The following is a 17,864-nucleotide window of genomic DNA, read 5'->3' as shown; positions in this document are numbered from 1 at the left end:
AGGCGCCGTCGATGCGAAGTCATTGCGCCATCGCTGCACCTGCGCGCCCGGCGAGCGCACCGAGGTAACTGCGCGCGCGTTCGTCCTGCATCAGCGAGGGCAGGTCGGGCGCGTGCGTCACCACGCCCTTGTGCACGAAGATGAACTCCTCGCAGCTCTGCCGCAGGATGTCGACGTGGTACGGCTCGTTCGGGTGCATGCACAGGAACACCAGGCGGCCCGACTGCTTCAGCCGCTGGAAGAAGTCGAGCATGAAGCCGATGTAGCCGTCCTGTGTGTTGAACTGCGGCTCGTCGAAGAGATGGACCCACGGCGAATTGCTAGCCGCATGTTCGAGCATGAAGTCAGGCCTGCCCTGCTTGAAGTGGCGCACCTGGTAGCTCTGGTGGTAGTGGATGGCCAGGCGGTCGCGCTCGCGCGTGCGCACGTTGTGGATGTCCTGGCCCTTGACCAGCACGCGCCCTGCGCTGGGCTGGTTGCTGCCGGTGATGAGTTCGAACAGCGTGGTTTTGCCGGAGCCGTTCGGGCCCAGCACGCCGATGACGCGCGGCGTCGCGACTTCGAAGTCGGCCGCGAGCGTGAAGGTGACCTGCTTGCGGAAGGTGCCGCGCGTGTACTGGCGCTCGATGCTCTCGACGCGCAGGAGGGGCGGGTTCATCGCGTTCATATGCCCAGCAGCCGGCGTTGCAGCGGCGCGTCGTGCAATAGCGCATGGGCAGGCCCTTCGTGGACGATGGCGCCCGCGTGCATCACGTAGGCGCGGTCGGCCACGGCCAGCGCGCTCTGCACGTTCTGCTCGACCACCAGCACCGAGATGCCTTCGGACTTCAGCCGCGTGATGGTCTTCATCACGTCCTGCACCACCTTCGGCGCGAGGCCCTGGCTGGGCTCGTCGAACAGCACCAGGCCGGGCGAGCCGAGCAGGGCGCGTGAGATCGCGACCATCTGCATCTCGCCGCCGGAGAGGTTCTCGCATTCGCGCGCCATCAGGTATTCGAGCGCGCTGAAGATCTCGAAGCAATCCTTCTCCTGCCAGGCGCGGAAGCGGGTGCGCTTGCGCGCGATGGCGAGGTTGCGCGCCACGGTGAGCGTGGGAAAGATGCGGCGGTCGTCGGGCACCCAGCCGATGCCGCTGCGCGCGATGTCGTGCGTGTGGGCGCGCGTGATGTCGCAGCCGTCGAAGCGGATCGCGCCGCGCCGCGCGGGCGTGAGGCCGAGGATGGAACGCAGCGCCGTGGTCTTGCCGGCGCCATTGGGGCCGAGCAAGGCGACCACTTCGCCGGGGCCGACATTCAGCGACACGTCGAAGAGCACCTGCGTCTCGCCGTAGGAGGTGTCGATGTTGGCGACGGACAGCATCCCGGCGCTCATGTCAGCGCACCCAGGTTCGAGCGCGCGACCCACTCGTTCTGCTTCAGCGCTTGCGGCGTGCCCTCCGCGATCACCTGGCCCCAGTGAATGACCGAGATCCGGTCGGCCAGGTCGAAGAGGAACTTCATGTCGTGTTCGATGATGACGATGGTGATGCGTTGCTTCAGGCTGCGCACCAGGTCGGCCAATCGTGCGGTGCCTTCGGCGCCGAGGCCGGCGGTCGGTTCGTCGAGAAAGAGCAGGCGCGGCTCGGCCGCCAGCGCCACGCCGATCTCCAGCGCGCGGCGGTCGCCGTACGAGAGATCCTTCGCCAACGCACGCGCCTTGCTGCCCAGCCCAACCTGCGCCAGTACCCCGGCCGCGTGGTCCTGCGCACTGCTGTCCGCGCCGAGGTCGCGCCACGTGTTGAAGCCCTTCATCCGCACAAGCGGCGTCGCCATCAGAACGTTGTCGAGCGCGGAGAAATCGTTGAACAGATTCATGATCTGGAACGAGCGCGAGATGCCGCGCCGCGCGATCTCACGGGGTGCCATGCCGGTGATGTCCTCGCCCGCAAAGGTCACGCTGCCGCGGTCGGGCCTGTAGCGGCCGGTCAGCACGTTGAAGCAGGTCGTCTTGCCCGCGCCGTTCGGTCCCATGATCCCGGAGAGCTGGCCTTCCTCGAAGCCCAGCGTGATGTCTTCCAGCACGACCTGCTGGCCGAAGCGCTTCGACAGGTGTGTGGCCTGGAACAACGCGCTCACTTGGCACCGCCTTCCGCGGCCACTGCCGGTTCGACGCCGTGCTTCGTCACGCGCGCTGGCCCGCTTCTGCGCCCATGCCTCGCTCGCCACGCCTGCCACGCACCGGCAATGCCGTCGGGCTGGAACAGCACCATCGCCATGAACACCAGCCCGTACCAGAGCAGCCAGGTCTCGGTGTAGGCACCGAGCAGGTCGCGCGCCAGGATGAAGAAGGCCGCGCCGATCAGCGGCCCCCAGAAGCTCACGAGTCCGCCGCCGATCAGCACCATCATCACGACGAAGCCGGAGTTGTGCAGGCTCATGACGTTGGGGTAGGCCGACTGCTGCGTCATCGCGAACAGCGCGCCGGCCAGGCCTGCGAGGGCGGTCGACAGGGTGAAGGACAACCACTTGTAGAGCCACACGTTGTAGCCCACGAAACTGGCGCGCGTCTCGTTCTGCTGGATCGCGCTGAGCACGCGCCCGAACGGCGAATGCACGAGCCGCCAGAGCGCCACCAGCACCGCAGTGAACACGGCCAGCGCGAAGAAGAAGAGGGCTTCGTTGCTCTTCAGGTCGAAGGCCACGAAGCCGAAGTCGGCCGGCAGGCGGCGGATGTTGAGCAGCCCGTCTTCGCCACCCGTGATGCTGTGCCACTTGTTCGCGATGAACCATGCCACCTGGCCGAAGGCGATGGTCAGCAACGCGTAGTAGATGCCGCGCCGGTGCGAGATGAAGAGCCCGACCAGCGCACCGCAGGCGGCCGCGACCAGCACCGCGCCGAACAGGTCGACCCAGAGGTTCGCCACCAGCTTGTGCTGGATCAGGCCGAAGGCGTAGGCACCGATGCCGAAGTAGGCGCCATGCCCGAATGAAGGCAATCCGGTGAAGCCCAGCAGCAGGTTGTAGCCGAGCGCGAACATCATCCAGATCATGATTTCGAGCGCGAGGTATTGGTACAGCCCGACGCGTGACACCCACAGCGGCGTGGACAGCAGCAGCACGACCACCAGCCACATCGGGGCGGGGAACAGGGCTGCACGGCCGGCGGGAAGTTGCATGGAAACGGAGTCCTGAAAAACAAAGGAAACGGCAACTGGACAAAACAGAATGTACGTTCTAATATAAAAACACTCAAGAACATTTATTCGATTTCGTTCCAGTCCACTCCATGGCTTCCGTCGGCACCTACGAACAACTCAAGGACCAGATCGCGCTGGCCTACCCCGACATGTCGAAGCAGTTGCAGCGCATCGCGCGCTTTGCGCTGGAGCGGCCGAGCGAGCTGGCGCTGGGCACAGTCGCGGCCATCGCCGAAGCCACCGAGGTTCAGCCCTCCGCGATGATCCGCTTCGCCAACGCCTTGGGCTATGGTGGCTTTTCCGAGATGCAGCAGCTCTTTCGCAGCCACCTGGTGGAGCGCTCGTCGAGCTACCGCGACCGCATCGACACCATGCGGCGCACGCAGGCCAGAGTCGGCAACGGTGCGACCGCGCCGGCCGGCGTGCTGCACCAGCTGGCCACAGATTCCATGGCCGAGCTGAGCCACCTGGAAGAGAGCGTGCGCGAGGCCGATCTCAAGGCCGCCGTGAAGCTGGTGGCGGCCGCGCCGCGCATCCATGTGCTGGCGCAGAAGCGCGCCTTCCCGGTCGCGGCCTACCTCGCCTATGCGCTGAGCCAGCTCGAACTGCGAACGCACCTGCTCGATGGCGCCGGCGGCATGCTGCGTGAGAGCCTGCGCGCCATCGCGCCGGGCGAGGTGCTGGTGGTGGCGAGCTTCCGCAACTACTCGCCCGACGTGATCGAGGCCGCGGCCGAGGGCAAGCGCATCGGCGCGCACGTCATCGCGATCACCGATGGTCCGTTGTCGCCGCTGAAGCCGTCGGCCAGGGTGTGTTTCGAGCTGCAGGACGATTCGTCCAAGCCCTTCCGCTCCCTCGTCGCGCCGCTATGCCTGGCGCAGGCGCTGGTGGTCAGCGCCGGCCACCTGATCGCGGAGCAGGGCACGCAGCGCAAGGTGCGGCGCGCGGGCGCGCGGGCGGGGGTGGCATGAGCAAGCTCGCACCGCAGTGCGAAGCACGGAGGTTCCAGTGACGCGTCCCTTCGACATCATCTGCGTCGGACGCGCCGCCGTCGACCTCTACGGCGAGCAGATCGGCGGCCGGCTCGAAGACATGCAGAGCTTCAGCAAGTACCTCGGCGGCTCGCCGGCCAACACGGCGGTCGGCCTCGCACGGCTGGGTCTCAAGCCGTCGATGTTCACGCGCGTCGGCGACGAACATCACGGGCGCTTCGTGCGGCAGACGCTCGCGGCCGAAGGCGTCGACGTGACGCATGTCGCGACCGACCCGAAGCGCCTCACCGCGCTGGTCTTCCTCGGCATCCAGGACCGCGAGACCTTTCCGCTGATCTTCTACCGCGACAACTGCGCCGACATGGCGATCGACGAGCACGACTTCTCCGCGGCCTACCTCGCGTCGGCGACCGGCCTGCTGATCTCGGGCACGCACCTTTCGCAGCCGCAGCCGTATCGGGCCTGCGTCAGGGCGATGCAGCTGGCGCGCGAGGCCGGCACCCGCGTGGTGCTGGACATCGACTACCGCCCGGTGCTGTGGGGCCTGACCAGCCCCGGCATGGGCGAGCAGCGCTTCGTGCCGTCGGACCGGGTCAGCGCGCACATCCAGTCGGTGATCGGGTACTGCGACCTGGTGGTCGGCACCGAGGAAGAGATCCACATCGCCGGCGGCAGCACCGACACGCTCGCCGCGCTGCGTGCACTGCGCGCGTTGACGCAAGGCACGCTGGTGGTGAAGCGCGGGCCGATGGGCTGCGTCGTCTTCGATGGCGCCATCCCCGACGATATCGAGCAAGGCCTGCGCGGGCCGGGCTTTCCGGTCGATGTCTACAACGTGCTCGGCGCGGGCGACGCGTTCATGGCGGGCTTCCTGCGCGGCTGGCTGAAGGACGAGCGGCTCGCGCGCTGCTGCGCGTTCGCCAATGCGTGCGGGGCGCTGGTGGTGTCCCGCCACGGTTGCGCGCCGGCGATGGCGAGTTGGGAAGAGCTGCAATCCTTCCTGGCACATGGTTCGCCTACACGCCGCCTGCGCGAAGACGCGGCGCTGGAACATCTGCATCGCGTCAGCACACGCACGCGGCACTGGGACGAGCTCGGCATCCTGGCATTCGATCACCGCGTGCAGTTCGATGAACTGGCGCAGCAGCACCACGCGGCGCCGCAGCGCATCGAGGCCTTCAAGCGCCTCGTTGCCGAAGCCGCGCAGGTGGCGGCCCAAGTGCATGCACAGCCGGGACTGGCGCCGGGCATCATCCTCGACAGCCGCTTCGGCGCCGACATCCTGCCTGGCCTCACGGGGCGCGGCTGGTGGGTCGCGCGGCCGGTCGAGGTGCCCGGTTCGCGGCCGCTGCAATTCGAACCCGCCAGGTCGCTCGCACTGGAGATGCGCACATGGCCCGCCGAGCATGTGGCCAAGTGCCTGGTGAGCTACCACCCCGACGACACGCAGTCGCTGCGCGACACACAACTCGCATCGCTCACGGCATTGCAGAGCGCCAGCGTCGAGACCTTCCATGAATTCCTCATCGAGGTGATCCTGCCGCGCGACCTGCGTGCCGACGACGGCGTGCTCGCCGAGGCGATGGCGCAGATCTACGCGGTCGGCATCCGCCCCGACTGGTGGAAGCTCCCGCCGCCCGCATCGGCAGAAGCCTGGACCCAGATCGCCGCCACCATCGCCCGACATGACCCGCATTGCCGCGGCGTGCTGCTGCTGGGCCTCGAGGCGCCGGAAGAACAACTGGAGCGCGGCTTCCGCACCGCCGCTTCGCACGCCATCTGCCGCGGCTTTGCCGTCGGCCGTTCGATCTTCGGGCCGGCCGCCAGCGAATGGTTCGCCGGCCGCATGAACGACGGCCAGGCCGTGCACGACATCGCAGATCGCTATGCGCGGCTGCTTGCCCTCTGGCGTGCCGCACGCCACGAAAGCAAGGGCACCATCGCACTTCCTCTTTGAAAAGGTGAATCACATGAATCCACGCATCGGTTTTATCGGCATCGGCATGATGGGCCACGGCATGGTGAAGAACCTGCTGGCCAAGGGCTTCGCGGTCACCATCAAGGTGCATCGCAACCGCGCCAACGTCGAGGACCTGCTGGCGGCCGGCGCCACCGAAGCATCGACGAATGCGGCGGTCGCGCAGGCGAGCGACATCGTCTTCATCTGCGTCACCGGCTCGCCGCAGGTCGAGGCCATCGTGTACGACAAGGACGGCGTGCTCGAAGGCGCGCGCGACGGGCTGATGGTGGTCGACTGCTCGACCGCGGAACCGTCGTCCACCACCAGGGTCCGCGCCGACCTCGCCGCGCGCGGCGTGAAGATGGTCGATGCGCCGCTGGCACGCACGCCCAAGGAAGCGGAGGAGGGCCGACTCAACACCATGGTCGGCGCCACGCCCGAGGACTTCGCGGTCGTCGAGCCCGTGCTCAAGGCCTTCTGCGAGAACATCTTCCACGTCGGCCCGCCCGGCCACGGCCATGTGCTCAAGCTGGTCAACAACATGATGGCCATGAGCTTCGCGGCCTGCATCGCCGAAGCATTTGCCGTTGCGGCCAAGTCGGGGCTGGACCTCAAGCGGCTCTACGACGTGGTGTCGGTGGGCGGGGTCAACTGCGGCATCTTCCAGATGATGACCGCGAAGACGCTGACCGAGGGCACGGTCGACGGCTTCAAGTTCGGCATTGCCAACGCGCAGAAAGACCTGCGCTACTACACCCACCTGGCAGAGATGTTGCCCGTGTCCAGCTTCATGGGCGAGGCCGCGCACCAGAGCCTGGTGCAGGCCGTGAACATGGGCTACGGCGACAAGCTCATCGCCTCGCTGTTCGAGGCGCAGGAAAAACTCAACGACGTGAAGATCGTTCCGCGCTAGGGCCTTCCCCTTCGCGCTGGCAAGCCTGGCCAGCGCGATCTCCGTTCGTCGTGTGAACAGGCGCTCGCCCTCTCAACCTTGCTGGAGACAAACCATGAACAAGACGGATCTTCCTTCCTCGCGCCGCAGCCTGCTCAAGGGCACGGGCCTCGCACTCGCAGGCGTGGGCCTCTACGGCGTCGCGCCCTTCATGGGTCCATGGAAGCACAACCGCGCATGGGCGCAGAGCGCGCAGAAGAAGCCGCTGGTCATCGGGCTCACGATGGACGCGTCGGGCATGTACGCGGCCTCGGGCGGCGAGGAACGGCTCGGCGCGATGATGGCGATCAAGGAGTTCAACGACAAGGGCGGCGTGCTGGGCCGGCGCATCGAGGCGATCCACATCGACACCGAGACCACGCCCGCCACCGGCTCGCGCGTGGCCGAGCGCATGATCACGCGCAACGAGGCGACCTACCTGATTGGGGCGGTGCATTCGGGCGTGTCGAACGCGATCTCGCAGGTCGCGCAGAAGTACGGCACGATCTTCCTGAACACCAACTCCAGCTCGCCGACCGAGGCCGGCAAGGACTGCCACCGCACCAAGTTCGTGTGGGACGGCAACGGCACCAACTTCAGCAACGCGATCGTCAAGAACGCCATCGCCACGAGCGGAAAGAACTGGGTGCTGCTGACCAACGACTACGTGTGGGGCCACACCACCTCGAAGGCCACGCGCGCCATCGTCGAGGCCAACGGCGGCAAGATCGTGGACGAACTGCTGGTGCCGCAGAACACGCGCGACTTCTCTGCCTACCTGCTCAAGCTGCAGCAGCTCAAGCCGAACGTGGTGGCCACTGCGGTCGGCGGCGACGACATCAAGGCGCTGCGCCAGCAGGTGGTGCAACTCAAGATGCACCAGAGCATCGCGTGGATCAACAACCAGCAGGACTGGCCCGACGTGTACGGCCTCGGGCCGGAAGCGATCTTCGGCGTGTTCGGCACCACCTGGTACTACCGGCTCGACCTGCCGGGCGTGAAGGAGTTCGTCGCGGCCTACCAGAAGCAGTTCCCGGGCATGGCGATCCGCGTGCCGGGCAACGTCTATCACAACAGCTACATGGCGACGCGCGAACTGCTGCGCTGCACCGAGGAAGCCGGCACCACGCAGAACATCGCCGTCATCAAGAAACTGGAAGGCCGGCAGATGAATGCGGTCGACAGGCTGCAGCACTTCGACGCGTGGATGGATCCGGTCACGCACCAGTGCCAGCAGACCATCTACATGGCGCGCTACAACGAACAGCCGGCCGAGAAGGACGACATCTTCAAGATCATGACGCAGGCGAATCCGAAGGACGTGATGGACACCGACGCGCAGGGCGCCTGCAAGCTCGAGAGCTACGACGCAACGCCGAGCTACGACGTCTGAACCGAAACACCGGGCAACGCACGCGATGGAATTCATCGGCAACCTGCTGCCGTTCCTGGTCAACGGCATCTCGCTCGGCCTGCTGTTCGCACTGGTCGCGCTGGGCTTCATGCTGATCGTCGGCGTGATGGAGACGATCAACCTCGCGCACGGCTCGCTGTTCGCGCTCGGCATGTATGCGGCGCTGTTCATCGTCGCGCCGAAGCTCGGCCTGTTTCCGGAAGCGGAGGCCTGGTACATGGGCTTGCCGATCGGGCTTCGCTACGTGCTGGCGCTGTTCCTTGCGCCGGTCTTCGTCGGCCTCTTCGGCATGCTGCTCGAACTGTGCATGCGGCGAACCTACGGGCGCGATCCGCTCTATGGCCTGCTGCTCACCTTCGGCGCGGCGCTGGTGATCGAGGAGGGCATCCGCCTCGTGTGGGGCTCGTCGGAGAAGCAACTCGCGCTGCCGGAGGCGATCTCGGGTGCGGTGCTGATGGGCGACCTCGTGTACTCGCGCTATCGCTTCTTCGCGAGCGCCTTCGCGGTGCTGATGATCGGGCTGCTGTGGCTGTTCCTGCAGAAGACGCCCTACGGCGCCATCATCAAGGCGGGCGCGCACGACAGCGAGATGGTGCGCGCGCTCGGCATCAACCTTTCGCGGCTGCGGCTGTTCGTCTTCGCGTTGGGCGTGGCCCTGGCCGCCATTGCCGGCGTGGTGATGGCGCCGATCTGGGGCATCCGGCCGCACGTCGGCGTCGACGCGGTGGTGCCGGCGTTCCTCATCATCGTGCTCGGCGGCGTCGGCTCGCTGTGGGGCGCGGTGATCGCGGGACTGATGGTCGGCATGGTGGTGGGGCTCACGGGTGCTTATGCGTCGGAGTGGTCGCTGATGTCGATGTACCTGCTGTTCATCGCGGTCGTCACGTTCCGCTCGCGCGGGCTGTTTGGAAAAAAGAGCGTTCTCGACGCATGAAAGACGGTCCGATGACCGCGACCCCCATGGCTTTTGATCCTCGCTCCCTCACGGGCCTTTTCGACCTTCGCGGTCGCGTGGCATATGTGCCCGGCGGCTATGGTGGCATCGGCGAGGCGATTGCGTGGGCCCTCGCGCGGGCAGGTGCCAGGGTGGCCGTGTCGGGCCGTGACGAAGCGAAGGCGACGGCGCTCGCTGCCACGCTGCGTGCCGCAGGACACGACGCGCTCGGGCTCGCGATGGATGCGCACAGCGTCGCGGACATCCAGCGCTCGGTCGATGCGGTGCATCGCCACTTCGGCGCGCTCGACCTGCTGCTCAACTGCGTCGGCATCCAGCGCGAGCAGGCCTTGCTCGATGTGTCCGAGGAGACTTTCGACGAAGTGGTGCAGGTCAACCTGAAGTCGGCGATGTTCCTCGCGCAGGCGGTGGCGAGGCACCAGATCACTGGCGGGCGCGGCGGCAGGCAGGTTCACCTGTTGTCGGTGCGCGCCCAACTGGGCTTGCGCGGTCGCGGCTACTCCGCCTACGCCAGCACCAAGGGCGCGCTGGTCATGCTGATCCGTCAGCACGCGAGCGAACTGGCGCCGCACGGCATCACCGTCAACGGCCTCGCGCCGACGGTGGTGCGCACCGAGATGGCCCGGCACTGGCTCGACAACCCCGCCACGCACCAGCAGGTGCTCGACCGCATTCCGCTCGGCCGCGTCGCCGAGCCATCGGACGTGGCCGGCCCCGCGGTGTTCTTCTGCTCGCCGGCGGCTGCGTTCATCACGGGGCAGGTGCTGTACCTGGACGGTGGGATCACGGCGAGCCAGTAGACACCGCCGAAGCGCTGATCTCGCAGCGCCGGCTTCACGTGCGCCGGCTACGCGATGGTGCGGCGGCGCCATCGAAGTGAATCCGTTCAGCCTTCCAGCAATTCGTACAGCACCACCTTCGACATCCGCCCGCGCAGCGCGATCTCCTCGATGCGCCGCGTGCGCAGCCGTCCCCGGAGCCCTTCGAAGGTCGCCTCCGACAACAGCACGCGCGTACCCAGGTCCTTGTTCAGGCCTTCGATGCGGCTCGCGACATTGATGGTGTCGCCGAATGCCGTATAGGCCAGCCGCTCGTTCGAGCCGAGCGCGCCCACCACCGCGGTGCCGGTGTGCATGCCGATGCGCGTGGCGAAGGCCTGCAGGCCCTGCGTGGCCCAGCGCGTGTTGAGCACGGCAAGTTCCGCTCGCAGTTCCAGTGCGGCCACACAGGCCTTGTACTCGGCGTCATCGAGCGGCGAGGGTGCGCCCCACAGCACCATGATCGCGTCGCCGATGAACTTGTCGACCGTGCCGCCGTGGCGCGCGATCACGCGCGTGGCCACGTTGAAGTACGCCGTCAGCTGCTCCACCAGCACCCTGGTCTCGACGGCTTCGGAGATGCGCGTGAAGCCCTCGATGTCGGTGAACATGGCCGTGATGCGGCGCGGCTCGCCACTCGGCGTGAGCGTGTGGCCTTCATCGACCAGCTGGTTCACCAGGTCGACCGGCACGAACTTGCGAAACGCCTTCAGCCCGCGCGCCGAGTCGTCGAGCGCCTGGTCGAGTTGCTGGATCTCCAGCACGCGGCTCGGCACGCGCGGTATGTTGTCCAGGTCGAAGCGGCCGATGCGGCGCGCGATGCGCGACAGCTGCTCGACCGGCAGCGTGACCACCTTCGACAGGCGAAGCGACACCGTCAGGATGATGGCCAGCGACGCCAGCACCAGTGCGAGCAGCCACAGCACGTTGCGCTGCAGGCCGCCGAGCACCGTGTCCTCCGGCACCCAGCTGGCCAGCAGCCAGTGGGTGGACGGCAGGTGCGAGGTGCGGACCAGGTAGCGGCGGCCCGCGTGGTCCAGCGCAAAGCTGGCGTCCGCGGTGGCGCCGCGCGCGCCGGCGCCGCCCTGCATGCGCGCAATCACCGCGCCCAGCACGCCATCGCGCGGCACCTCGAGGTGCTTCACATCGCCTTCGACATCGCTGCGCGCCAGCACCTGGAACTCGGTGCCCAGCAGCGCTGCCTCGCCCTGGCCGTCGCGGCTGAACAGGCGCACGAACTCGGAAAGCCGACCCAGCGAGACGTCGCCGGCGGCCACCAGTTCCTGGGTGCTGCCGTCCGCGCCGCGCCGCCATGCCGGCAGCGAATAGGTCACCCCGATTTCCTCCTGCTGCGCGGCGAACACGTAGGGTTGCGACCAGACCGCTTCGCTGCGCTGGCCGTTCATTGCACTCTTGAACCAGCCTCGTTCGGTCGGCTTGTACTGGGTGTGCAAGGTCTCCACGCGCACCGTGCGAAAGCGCTCCTGCACATCGGTGCTGTCGCTGGCCCGCGGCTTGAAGTGCCAGACCTCGGTGGTGCCCTCCGGCTCGGCCTTCATGTTGACCACCGCCGGTTCGGGATGCCGGGTCACCATGAGCATGCGGCCATCGGCGGCCGCGACGTAGATGCTGTCGAGTTCAGGCGACTGCTGCAACAGCGTCCAGATCAATTCGCCCGACTGGCCGGCGCCCTCGCCGCCGGTCTGCAGGCTCGGGCTTTCGCTCATGGACCGCACGGCCGTCGACGCATGGTTCAGGAAGGCGATGGTCCGGTCCTCGATGCGCAGGTGGTCGGCCTGGTGCGCCGACTCGCCGATGCGCGACACCAGCCGCTGCGAACCCCAGTAGCCCAGCGCAATGAGCAGCAGCGACTCGACCAGGATCACGACCGTGATGATGGTGCCGACGTCGACGCGGAAGCGTCGCAGGCGCAGCGGCACGGCAGTTGGGGGCGCTACAGGCATGGAGTGGGTGCAAGTGGGGCAGCAACGCGGGGCGGGCCGTCCGGAGGTTTGACCCGCGATGGAACTCTACAGGTCAGTCAACGCGGCCGCTCGGCTTCTTGCGGACGGCAAGCATGTGCATTTTGTCGTGCCGGCGGGAATTCGCGGGCCTGATGGTCGGTGTGCGACAGAGTGGTTGCTCAGGTCGACGTACCTGGTCGGCGGCATCACCGCGAGCGAGCAGGCGCCGGTTCAAGACCCCGACGCTCAAGCGGCTTCAATCCAGCGCTATCTTGAAGCGCCCATCAAGAAAGTTCGCCGCATGCCTGCCAAGCCCATCAAGATCCCCGGCCCCGACCACCCGACCACCCGATCACGATCTCGCGCAATCCAGCGCGCGTGACCGTCACCGTGGCCGGCAAGGTCATCGCCGACACCACCGAAGCGCTGAGCCTGCGCGAGGCCAGCTACCCGGCGGTGCAGTACATCCCGCGCAAGGACGTCGACATGGCGCTGCTGCAACGCACCGACCACGCGACCTACTGCCCCTACAAGGGCGACTGTGCCTACTACAGCATCCCTTCGGGCGGCGAGCGGTCGATCAACGCAGTCTGGACCTACGAGGCGCCTTATGACGCCGTGGCGGCCATCAAGGACCACCTGGCCTTTTATCCGGACCGGGTCGATGCGATCGGCTGATCTGGGTTCGCCTTTGAATGGATGAGAGTCCCACGCGCGTGTCTGTTCCGTCGAAGCGCCGGGGCTGTTCAATCACCCCCAAGCCTGGGATGCGATGAACCGACCGGCGCAGTGAAGGCGCCAAGCGATTCATCGCATCACGGGCGTCCTCGCGGCGACCAGAAAGCCAAAAGAAAAAACCGGCCTTGCGAATTGCTCCGCAAGGCCGGTGGTGTGGCGCGTCAGTCGAGAGGTCAGTGCTTCGCGGCTGTCGTTTCCTTCGCCCGCATCTTCGACACGGCCTCCGCCGTCACTGATGCCGGCTGGCCCGCAAAGCGAACCCGCAGGTAGTTGCTCAGGTCGGCGACTTCGGCGTCGCTGAGCTTGTCGGCAAAGCCGGGCATCTCCTGCATGCGCTCGTAGCCGGTGAACTGCTGCGCCTCGATGCCGTCGAGCACCGACACCACCAGGTTGCGCGGGTCGCCGATGCGCAGCGTCGAGTTGCCGGCCATGGCCACCGCCACATGCGACCGGCCTTCGCCGTTCACGCCGTGGCAGCCGGCGCAGACGTTCAGGTAGGTCTGACGGCCCGGGCCCAGCTTCTGGTCGGCGCCCGGGTCTTCCTTCGCCGGCACGGCCGCGAGCGGCTTGTCGCCGGTCATGAAGCGCACCATCGCCTTGCTGTCCTCGTCGGTGAGGTGCTGCGTGCTCAGCGCGACCACCGTGTGCATCTCGCCCCAGGCGGAGCCCTGCGGCGCGACACCCGTCTTCATGAAGGTGCCGATGTCCTTCTCGGTCCAGCCGCGCTCGGCCAGGCCCTTGGGCGTGATGTCGGGCGCCAGCCAGCGGCCGAGCTGTGCGCCTTGCCACTGCAGGCCCAGGTCGAGCTGGCCCAGCGCGCCGCGCGGCGTGTGGCATTCGGCGCAATGGCCGAGCACGTTGCTGACGTAGCGCCCGCGCACCCACTCTGGCGACTGGCCTTGCGAGGCTACCGGCAACTCGTCCTTGAGGAACAAGATTTTCCAGAAGAACATGCCGAAGCGCATGTTGTACGGGAAACGAAGCTCGTCGGGCTTGCTCGGCTGCGCCACCGCGGGCAGCTGCATCAGGTAGGCATAGATTGCGTCCACGTCCTCGCGCGGCATGGCGCGGTAGGAGGCGTAGGGCATGGCCGGATAGAGTTGCCGGGCGCCGGGCGAGGTGCCGTCGTGGACCGCCTTGTAGAAGTCGTCCTTGCTCCACTTGCCGATACCGTGCTGCGGGTCCGGTGTGATGTTGCTGCCGTAGAGGGCGCCGAACTCGGACTCCAGCGCCGCACCGCCCGCCATGGGTGCGCCGCCCGGCGCGGTGTGGCAGGCCGCGCAGTCCGCGGCCCTGGCCAGGTACTTGCCGCGCGCGATCTCGTCGGCGCTCGATTTCACCGGCTTGCCGTCGCCGGTCGGTCCGCCGCAGGCCGTCATGGCCAGGGCCGCGCCCAGCACAGCCGCAACCCGCGCGAGGGGGTGATGGAAGAGGGCGCGCATGCTCAGCCCTCCGTGGTCAGGCCAGGGGTCGACAGGATCACGTCCTTGACCGCCTCGTAGTAGCGAACGTAGCCCGTGCAACGACACAGGTGCGTGTTGAGCGAGCGGGTGATCTCGGCCTCGACCTTGCTCCTGGCGATCGGCTGGCGCTTGAGCCGTTCGACCAGCACGGTCGCACCGTTGACGAAGCCCGGCGTGCAGTAGCCGCACTGGAAGCTGTAGTGCTCCAGGAACTTCTGCTGCACCGGCGAGAGCATGACCACCTCGCCCTTGTCGTTGCGCTGCGCATGGCCTTCGACCGTGCGGACCTTCCTGTCGGCGAAATAGTGCGCGCCGGTGATGCAGGTGCGCACCTCCTCGCTGGCGCCGCCCGGCTTGTCGACGATGACCACGCAGGCCCGGCATTCCCCGATGCCGCAGCCCAGGCGAGAGCCGGTGAGGCCCGCGTACTCGTGCAGGTAGTCGATCATCATCAGACCATCGGGCACGTCGGTCGGACCGACCTCCTTGCCGTTGATCGTGAGCTTGAGCGGTTTGACCGCCGGCATCGTGCTCATTGCAGCACCCCCCTGATTTTTTCCGCCGTGATCGGCAGTTCCGTGAATCGATGGCCGATGGCATGCGCCACCGCGTTGACGATGGCCGGGACGATGGCGATCATCACCACCTCGCCCATGCCCTTGGGCGGGTCGGTGTCCGACAGCGCCGGCAGGACTTCAGCGCCCTGGCTCCACACCGCCACGTCGGCCGCGCGAGGCAGCGTGTAGCGGTTGAAGTTCCACGTGCCGTTGCCGGGCCCGTCTTCGTAGAGCGGCAGGGATTCGTGCAGCGCATGCCCGATGCCCATCGCGATGCCGCCCTGGATCTGCCCGGAAACCAGCTGCTTCACGATCTGGTTGCCGCATTCGAGCACCGACTGGTGGTTCATCAGGTCGACCTTGCCGGTGGCCCGGTCGATCGAGACCTCTGCGATCGTCGCGATCGCCGCGTAGTAGGTCACGCCCGCGTTGTTGCGCTGGATCGGCGGATAGAACAGCTTCTTGCGCGCGATGAAGTGATAGCCGCCAGTCGTAGCGCCGGTATTGCGCCTGGCCTCGGGTGCGTTGTCGCCGTAGCGCACGGACAGGCCGTCGAGCGGACGGCGCTGGTTCTGGCCGTCGACCTCGAAGTCGGCCTCCGCCCATTGCCAGCGGTTGAAGGTGTGGCCGATCGCGCCGGTCACGAAGCCCTGCTCGTGCGCCCTGCGGGCCAGTCGGGCCAGCGTCAGCGGCTCCATGCCGGCGCAGGTGAGGCAGCCGTTGACCCAGCGCGCGTCATCGATGCGCACGACGTGCGGCGCCGACTGGCCGCCGCCGATGCCCGCGCCCCAGATCGACAGCGCCGCCGGCCACAGGCCATGCTCGAACACCGCCCGCGCCGTCTCGCGCGTGCCGTGCGAGAAGTAGAAGGCCGAGTTGCTGGCGCTCGAGGGCGAGCAATAGCTGGGCGTCCAGGCCGGGTTGGCCACGGCCTTGTCCTGGTCGGCCTGGCTCGACAGGTACGGGTCGCCGCTGGTCACCATCGGCAGGTCGGACCATTCGGTGACCGAGGTCTCGATCACGTCCGCCGCACGGCCGAACCAGCGCGCCACCACCACGGCCTGCGAGGTCTGCATGCCGGTGCCCATCTCGGCGCCGCTGTGGCGCATCACGATGCCGCCATCGGGCGTGATCTCGACCCGCACGAAGCAGGACTCGGCGCCGGTGCCGAAGTCCTTCTGCACGCAGCCGAAGCCGACGCCGTAGCGCTTGCCCGGATTGGCCGTCTCGTATTCGGTCTTGCGCTTGGCGCGGTTGGTCCAGAGCGGGTGCTTCTGCAGCTTGAGCATGACCTCGTCGGCACGGATCGCCCCGCCGGGAATGGCGCCCTGGCTGTTCTTCATGCCGGACTTGAGCACGTTGCGCAGCCTGAACTCGACCGGGTCGAGGCCCAGCTGCGCGGCCACGTCGTCGACCAGCATCTCGGTCGCGCCCATGGCCTGCAGGGTGCCGTAGCCGCGCGCCGAGCCGCAGTCGATGGCGCGCGTGGCCAGGCCGACGGCGGTGAAGTCGCTCTTGGGCAGGTAGTAGATGCTCTGCGCCGAGGTGGCGGCCACCAGCGTGACCGAGGGCGTGAAGTTCATGCGACCGCCGCCATCGAGCTGGAAGTCGCCCTTGAACGAGCGGATCAGGCCGCTCTTCTTCTCGACCGCCATCCTGTACTGCATGCGGATGCTGTGGCGCTTGAGCGAAGTCTGGAACTGCTCGAAGCGGTCGTTGGCCAGCCGCACCGGCTTGCCGGGCGAATAGAACGCGGCCATCGCGCCGTAGTACGGGAAGTTGTAGTGGTCCTTGGAACCGTAGCCCACCGTGTAGCAGGGGTGCAGGAACAGGTTCTTGACCGGGAAGGCTGCCTTGGCCAGCATCTGCGTCATCGACTCGACCACTTCGACCGGGCCTTGCGTTGGCACGACCATGTGCAGCTCCTGCTTGTCGGGGTCGTACCAGCAGTTGGCGTTGTCGGGCTCGAGCGCGGAGGTGTCGATGGACTGCGAGAAGTATTCGCGGCTCACCACGAGCAGGTCCTCGCCGGGTTTGTCCAGCTCGTCGGCGATGGCCCTGGCATGCGCCATGCCCTGCTCGTTGACCTTGCCATCCATCAGCGCTTCGGGCCAGTTGGCCTGGCGCTTCTTGAACGACGGGAACAGCACCGTGTCCTTCAAGGTGGAGAAGCTGTCGTCGTCGAAGGCGGTCCGGCCGCCGACGCGGATGTAGCGGAAGCCGGCCCAGGGCTCGCGCTCCAGCGGCCCGGTGACGGGGCCGCCCTGGACCACGCTGTTGTTGTCGAGCGAGCGCAGCCGGGTCTTGGCGTAGCGGAAGCGCACGAAGTCGTTGTAGATGAGCAGCGCGACCGCATGGCCGAGGTAGGCCGGCGTCTTGCCCGTGGGCAGCAGCATGTCGTCGCCGTAGAAGGCGGGGAAGGCGATCTTGTCGCGTGCCAGGTCTTCGGCGGTGACGATGCGATCGGGCTTCAGGTCGTCGCCGAGCGCGGAGATGTCGATGCCGGTGAAGGCGCGATCGGCGAAGGTGGCGCGCAACAGCAATGCGTGCGACTGGACTTGTGGCCAGTGCGGCATGTCGCGGGAGCGGATGTCATAGGCGAACACCTTGTCGCCTGTCACCTTGGCCGTTCCGTCGACGCGGAACTTGACCGAACCGTCCGCGCCGTTGAAAGCAATGGGCGTGAGCATCCTGCTTTCGAACAGCGCCGCGTACGCTGGGCTGAAGAGCGGCGCTACCCAGACGCCAAGGCCGCCGGCGGCGCCCATTTTCAGCAAATTGCGCCTGGACACGCCAGTGCGTTGATTCATTGTCACCTCCTTGATTCCGCGCCCATTCGGCAAGGCATCGGATTTATCCATCGTGTTGCCGGCAACGGGATCGTGTCTCGTTTTCGG

Annotated in this window: 16 protein-coding genes; 8 read left to right on the top strand and 8 right to left on the bottom strand. The window is 67.1% G+C overall.

Annotation, left to right across the window (positions count from 1 at the left end; translation table 11 throughout):
* Positions 1 to 19 precede the first annotated feature (19 nt).
* The 4 genes from HCU76_RS16555 to HCU76_RS16540 are packed head-to-tail and all read right to left on the bottom strand — an operon-like array spanning position 20 to position 3,154.
* A complete protein-coding gene (locus tag HCU76_RS16555; protein WP_256354231.1) occupies positions 20 to 658 on the bottom strand; it encodes an ATP-binding cassette domain-containing protein in 639 nt (212 codons plus the stop codon).
* Between the two features lie 5 nt (positions 659 to 663).
* Positions 664 to 1,371 carry an ABC transporter ATP-binding protein gene (locus HCU76_RS16550; protein ID WP_256354230.1) on the bottom strand — a complete coding sequence of 236 codons (708 nt, stop codon included), beginning with the start codon at positions 1,369 to 1,371 and terminating at the stop codon, positions 664 to 666.
* Positions 1,368 to 2,114 carry an ABC transporter ATP-binding protein gene (locus HCU76_RS16545; RefSeq protein ID WP_345944653.1) on the bottom strand — a complete coding sequence of 249 codons (747 nt, stop codon included), beginning with the start codon at positions 2,112 to 2,114 and terminating at the stop codon, positions 1,368 to 1,370. The genes HCU76_RS16550 and HCU76_RS16545 overlap by 4 nt, the downstream gene beginning before the upstream one ends.
* Complete coding sequence (locus HCU76_RS16540) at positions 2,111 to 3,154, bottom strand: branched-chain amino acid ABC transporter permease (RefSeq protein ID WP_213954631.1); 1,044 nt, start codon at positions 3,152 to 3,154, stop codon at positions 2,111 to 2,113. Before HCU76_RS16540 ends, HCU76_RS16545 begins: the two co-directional genes overlap by 4 nt.
* Positions 3,155 to 3,264: 110 nt before the next feature.
* Here HCU76_RS16540 and HCU76_RS16535 point away from each other — a divergent pair, with 110 nt between their 5' ends.
* The 6 genes from HCU76_RS16535 to HCU76_RS16510 all read left to right on the top strand — a co-directional run bounded on the left by HCU76_RS16535 (position 3,265) and on the right by HCU76_RS16510 (position 10,227).
* Positions 3,265 to 4,146: a MurR/RpiR family transcriptional regulator gene (locus HCU76_RS16535; protein ID WP_213954630.1), complete on the top strand. Its 882-nt coding sequence runs from the start codon at positions 3,265 to 3,267 to the stop codon at positions 4,144 to 4,146.
* Positions 4,147 to 4,183: 37 nt separating this feature from the next.
* The gene (iolC, locus tag HCU76_RS37215) at positions 4,184 to 6,124 is read left to right on the top strand and encodes a 5-dehydro-2-deoxygluconokinase (RefSeq protein ID WP_213954629.1); all 1,941 of its coding nucleotides are present in this window, start codon (positions 4,184 to 4,186) and stop codon (positions 6,122 to 6,124) included.
* Between the two features lie 13 nt (positions 6,125 to 6,137).
* On the top strand, positions 6,138 to 7,040 hold the full coding sequence (locus HCU76_RS16525) for an NAD(P)-dependent oxidoreductase (RefSeq protein WP_213954628.1): 903 nt from the start codon (positions 6,138 to 6,140) through the stop codon (positions 7,038 to 7,040).
* A gap of 94 nt (positions 7,041 to 7,134) precedes the next feature.
* The gene (locus HCU76_RS16520; RefSeq protein ID WP_213954627.1) at positions 7,135 to 8,451 is read left to right on the top strand and encodes an ABC transporter substrate-binding protein; all 1,317 of its coding nucleotides are present in this window, start codon (positions 7,135 to 7,137) and stop codon (positions 8,449 to 8,451) included.
* A 25-nt stretch (positions 8,452 to 8,476) separates the two neighbouring features.
* A complete protein-coding gene (locus HCU76_RS16515) occupies positions 8,477 to 9,406 on the top strand; it encodes a branched-chain amino acid ABC transporter permease (RefSeq protein ID WP_213954626.1) in 930 nt (309 codons plus the stop codon).
* Between the two features lie 11 nt (positions 9,407 to 9,417).
* Positions 9,418 to 10,227: an SDR family NAD(P)-dependent oxidoreductase gene (locus HCU76_RS16510; protein ID WP_213954625.1), complete on the top strand. Its 810-nt coding sequence runs from the start codon at positions 9,418 to 9,420 to the stop codon at positions 10,225 to 10,227.
* Between the two features lie 86 nt (positions 10,228 to 10,313).
* Here the strand turns inward: HCU76_RS16510 and HCU76_RS16505 are convergent, their stop codons facing one another.
* Positions 10,314 to 12,209, bottom strand: coding sequence for an adenylate/guanylate cyclase domain-containing protein (locus tag HCU76_RS16505; RefSeq protein ID WP_213954624.1), 1,896 nt, complete (start codon positions 12,207 to 12,209; stop codon positions 10,314 to 10,316).
* A gap of 58 nt (positions 12,210 to 12,267) precedes the next feature.
* Here HCU76_RS16505 and HCU76_RS37210 point away from each other — a divergent pair, with 58 nt between their 5' ends.
* Together HCU76_RS37210 and HCU76_RS16495 are read left to right on the top strand one after the other, a co-directional pair.
* Positions 12,268 to 12,591: a hypothetical protein gene (locus HCU76_RS37210; RefSeq protein WP_213954623.1), complete on the top strand. Its 324-nt coding sequence runs from the start codon at positions 12,268 to 12,270 to the stop codon at positions 12,589 to 12,591.
* Complete coding sequence (locus HCU76_RS16495) at positions 12,561 to 12,887, top strand: DUF427 domain-containing protein (protein ID WP_213954673.1); 327 nt, start codon at positions 12,561 to 12,563, stop codon at positions 12,885 to 12,887. The genes HCU76_RS37210 and HCU76_RS16495 overlap by 31 nt, the downstream gene beginning before the upstream one ends.
* Before the next feature lie 233 nt (positions 12,888 to 13,120).
* Here the strand turns inward: HCU76_RS16495 and HCU76_RS16490 are convergent, their stop codons facing one another.
* The 3 genes from HCU76_RS16490 to HCU76_RS16480 are packed head-to-tail and all read right to left on the bottom strand — an operon-like array spanning position 13,121 to position 17,777.
* Positions 13,121 to 14,389: a cytochrome c gene (locus HCU76_RS16490; RefSeq protein ID WP_213954622.1), complete on the bottom strand. Its 1,269-nt coding sequence runs from the start codon at positions 14,387 to 14,389 to the stop codon at positions 13,121 to 13,123.
* A gap of 2 nt (positions 14,390 to 14,391) precedes the next feature.
* On the bottom strand, positions 14,392 to 14,946 hold the full coding sequence (locus HCU76_RS16485; protein WP_218510032.1) for a (2Fe-2S)-binding protein: 555 nt from the start codon (positions 14,944 to 14,946) through the stop codon (positions 14,392 to 14,394).
* Positions 14,943 to 17,777, bottom strand: a complete 2,835-nt coding sequence (locus tag HCU76_RS16480; RefSeq protein ID WP_218510031.1) for a xanthine dehydrogenase family protein molybdopterin-binding subunit — start codon at positions 17,775 to 17,777, stop codon at positions 14,943 to 14,945. The genes HCU76_RS16485 and HCU76_RS16480 overlap by 4 nt, the downstream gene beginning before the upstream one ends.
* Positions 17,778 to 17,864 lie beyond the last annotated feature (87 nt).

The organism is Variovorax sp. dw_308, assembly GCF_019207085.1.
Lineage (GTDB): Bacteria > Pseudomonadota > Gammaproteobacteria > Burkholderiales > Burkholderiaceae_C > Variovorax.
Note: the sequence above shows the minus strand (reverse complement) of the source record. Positions and strands in the feature narration are given on the sequence as shown.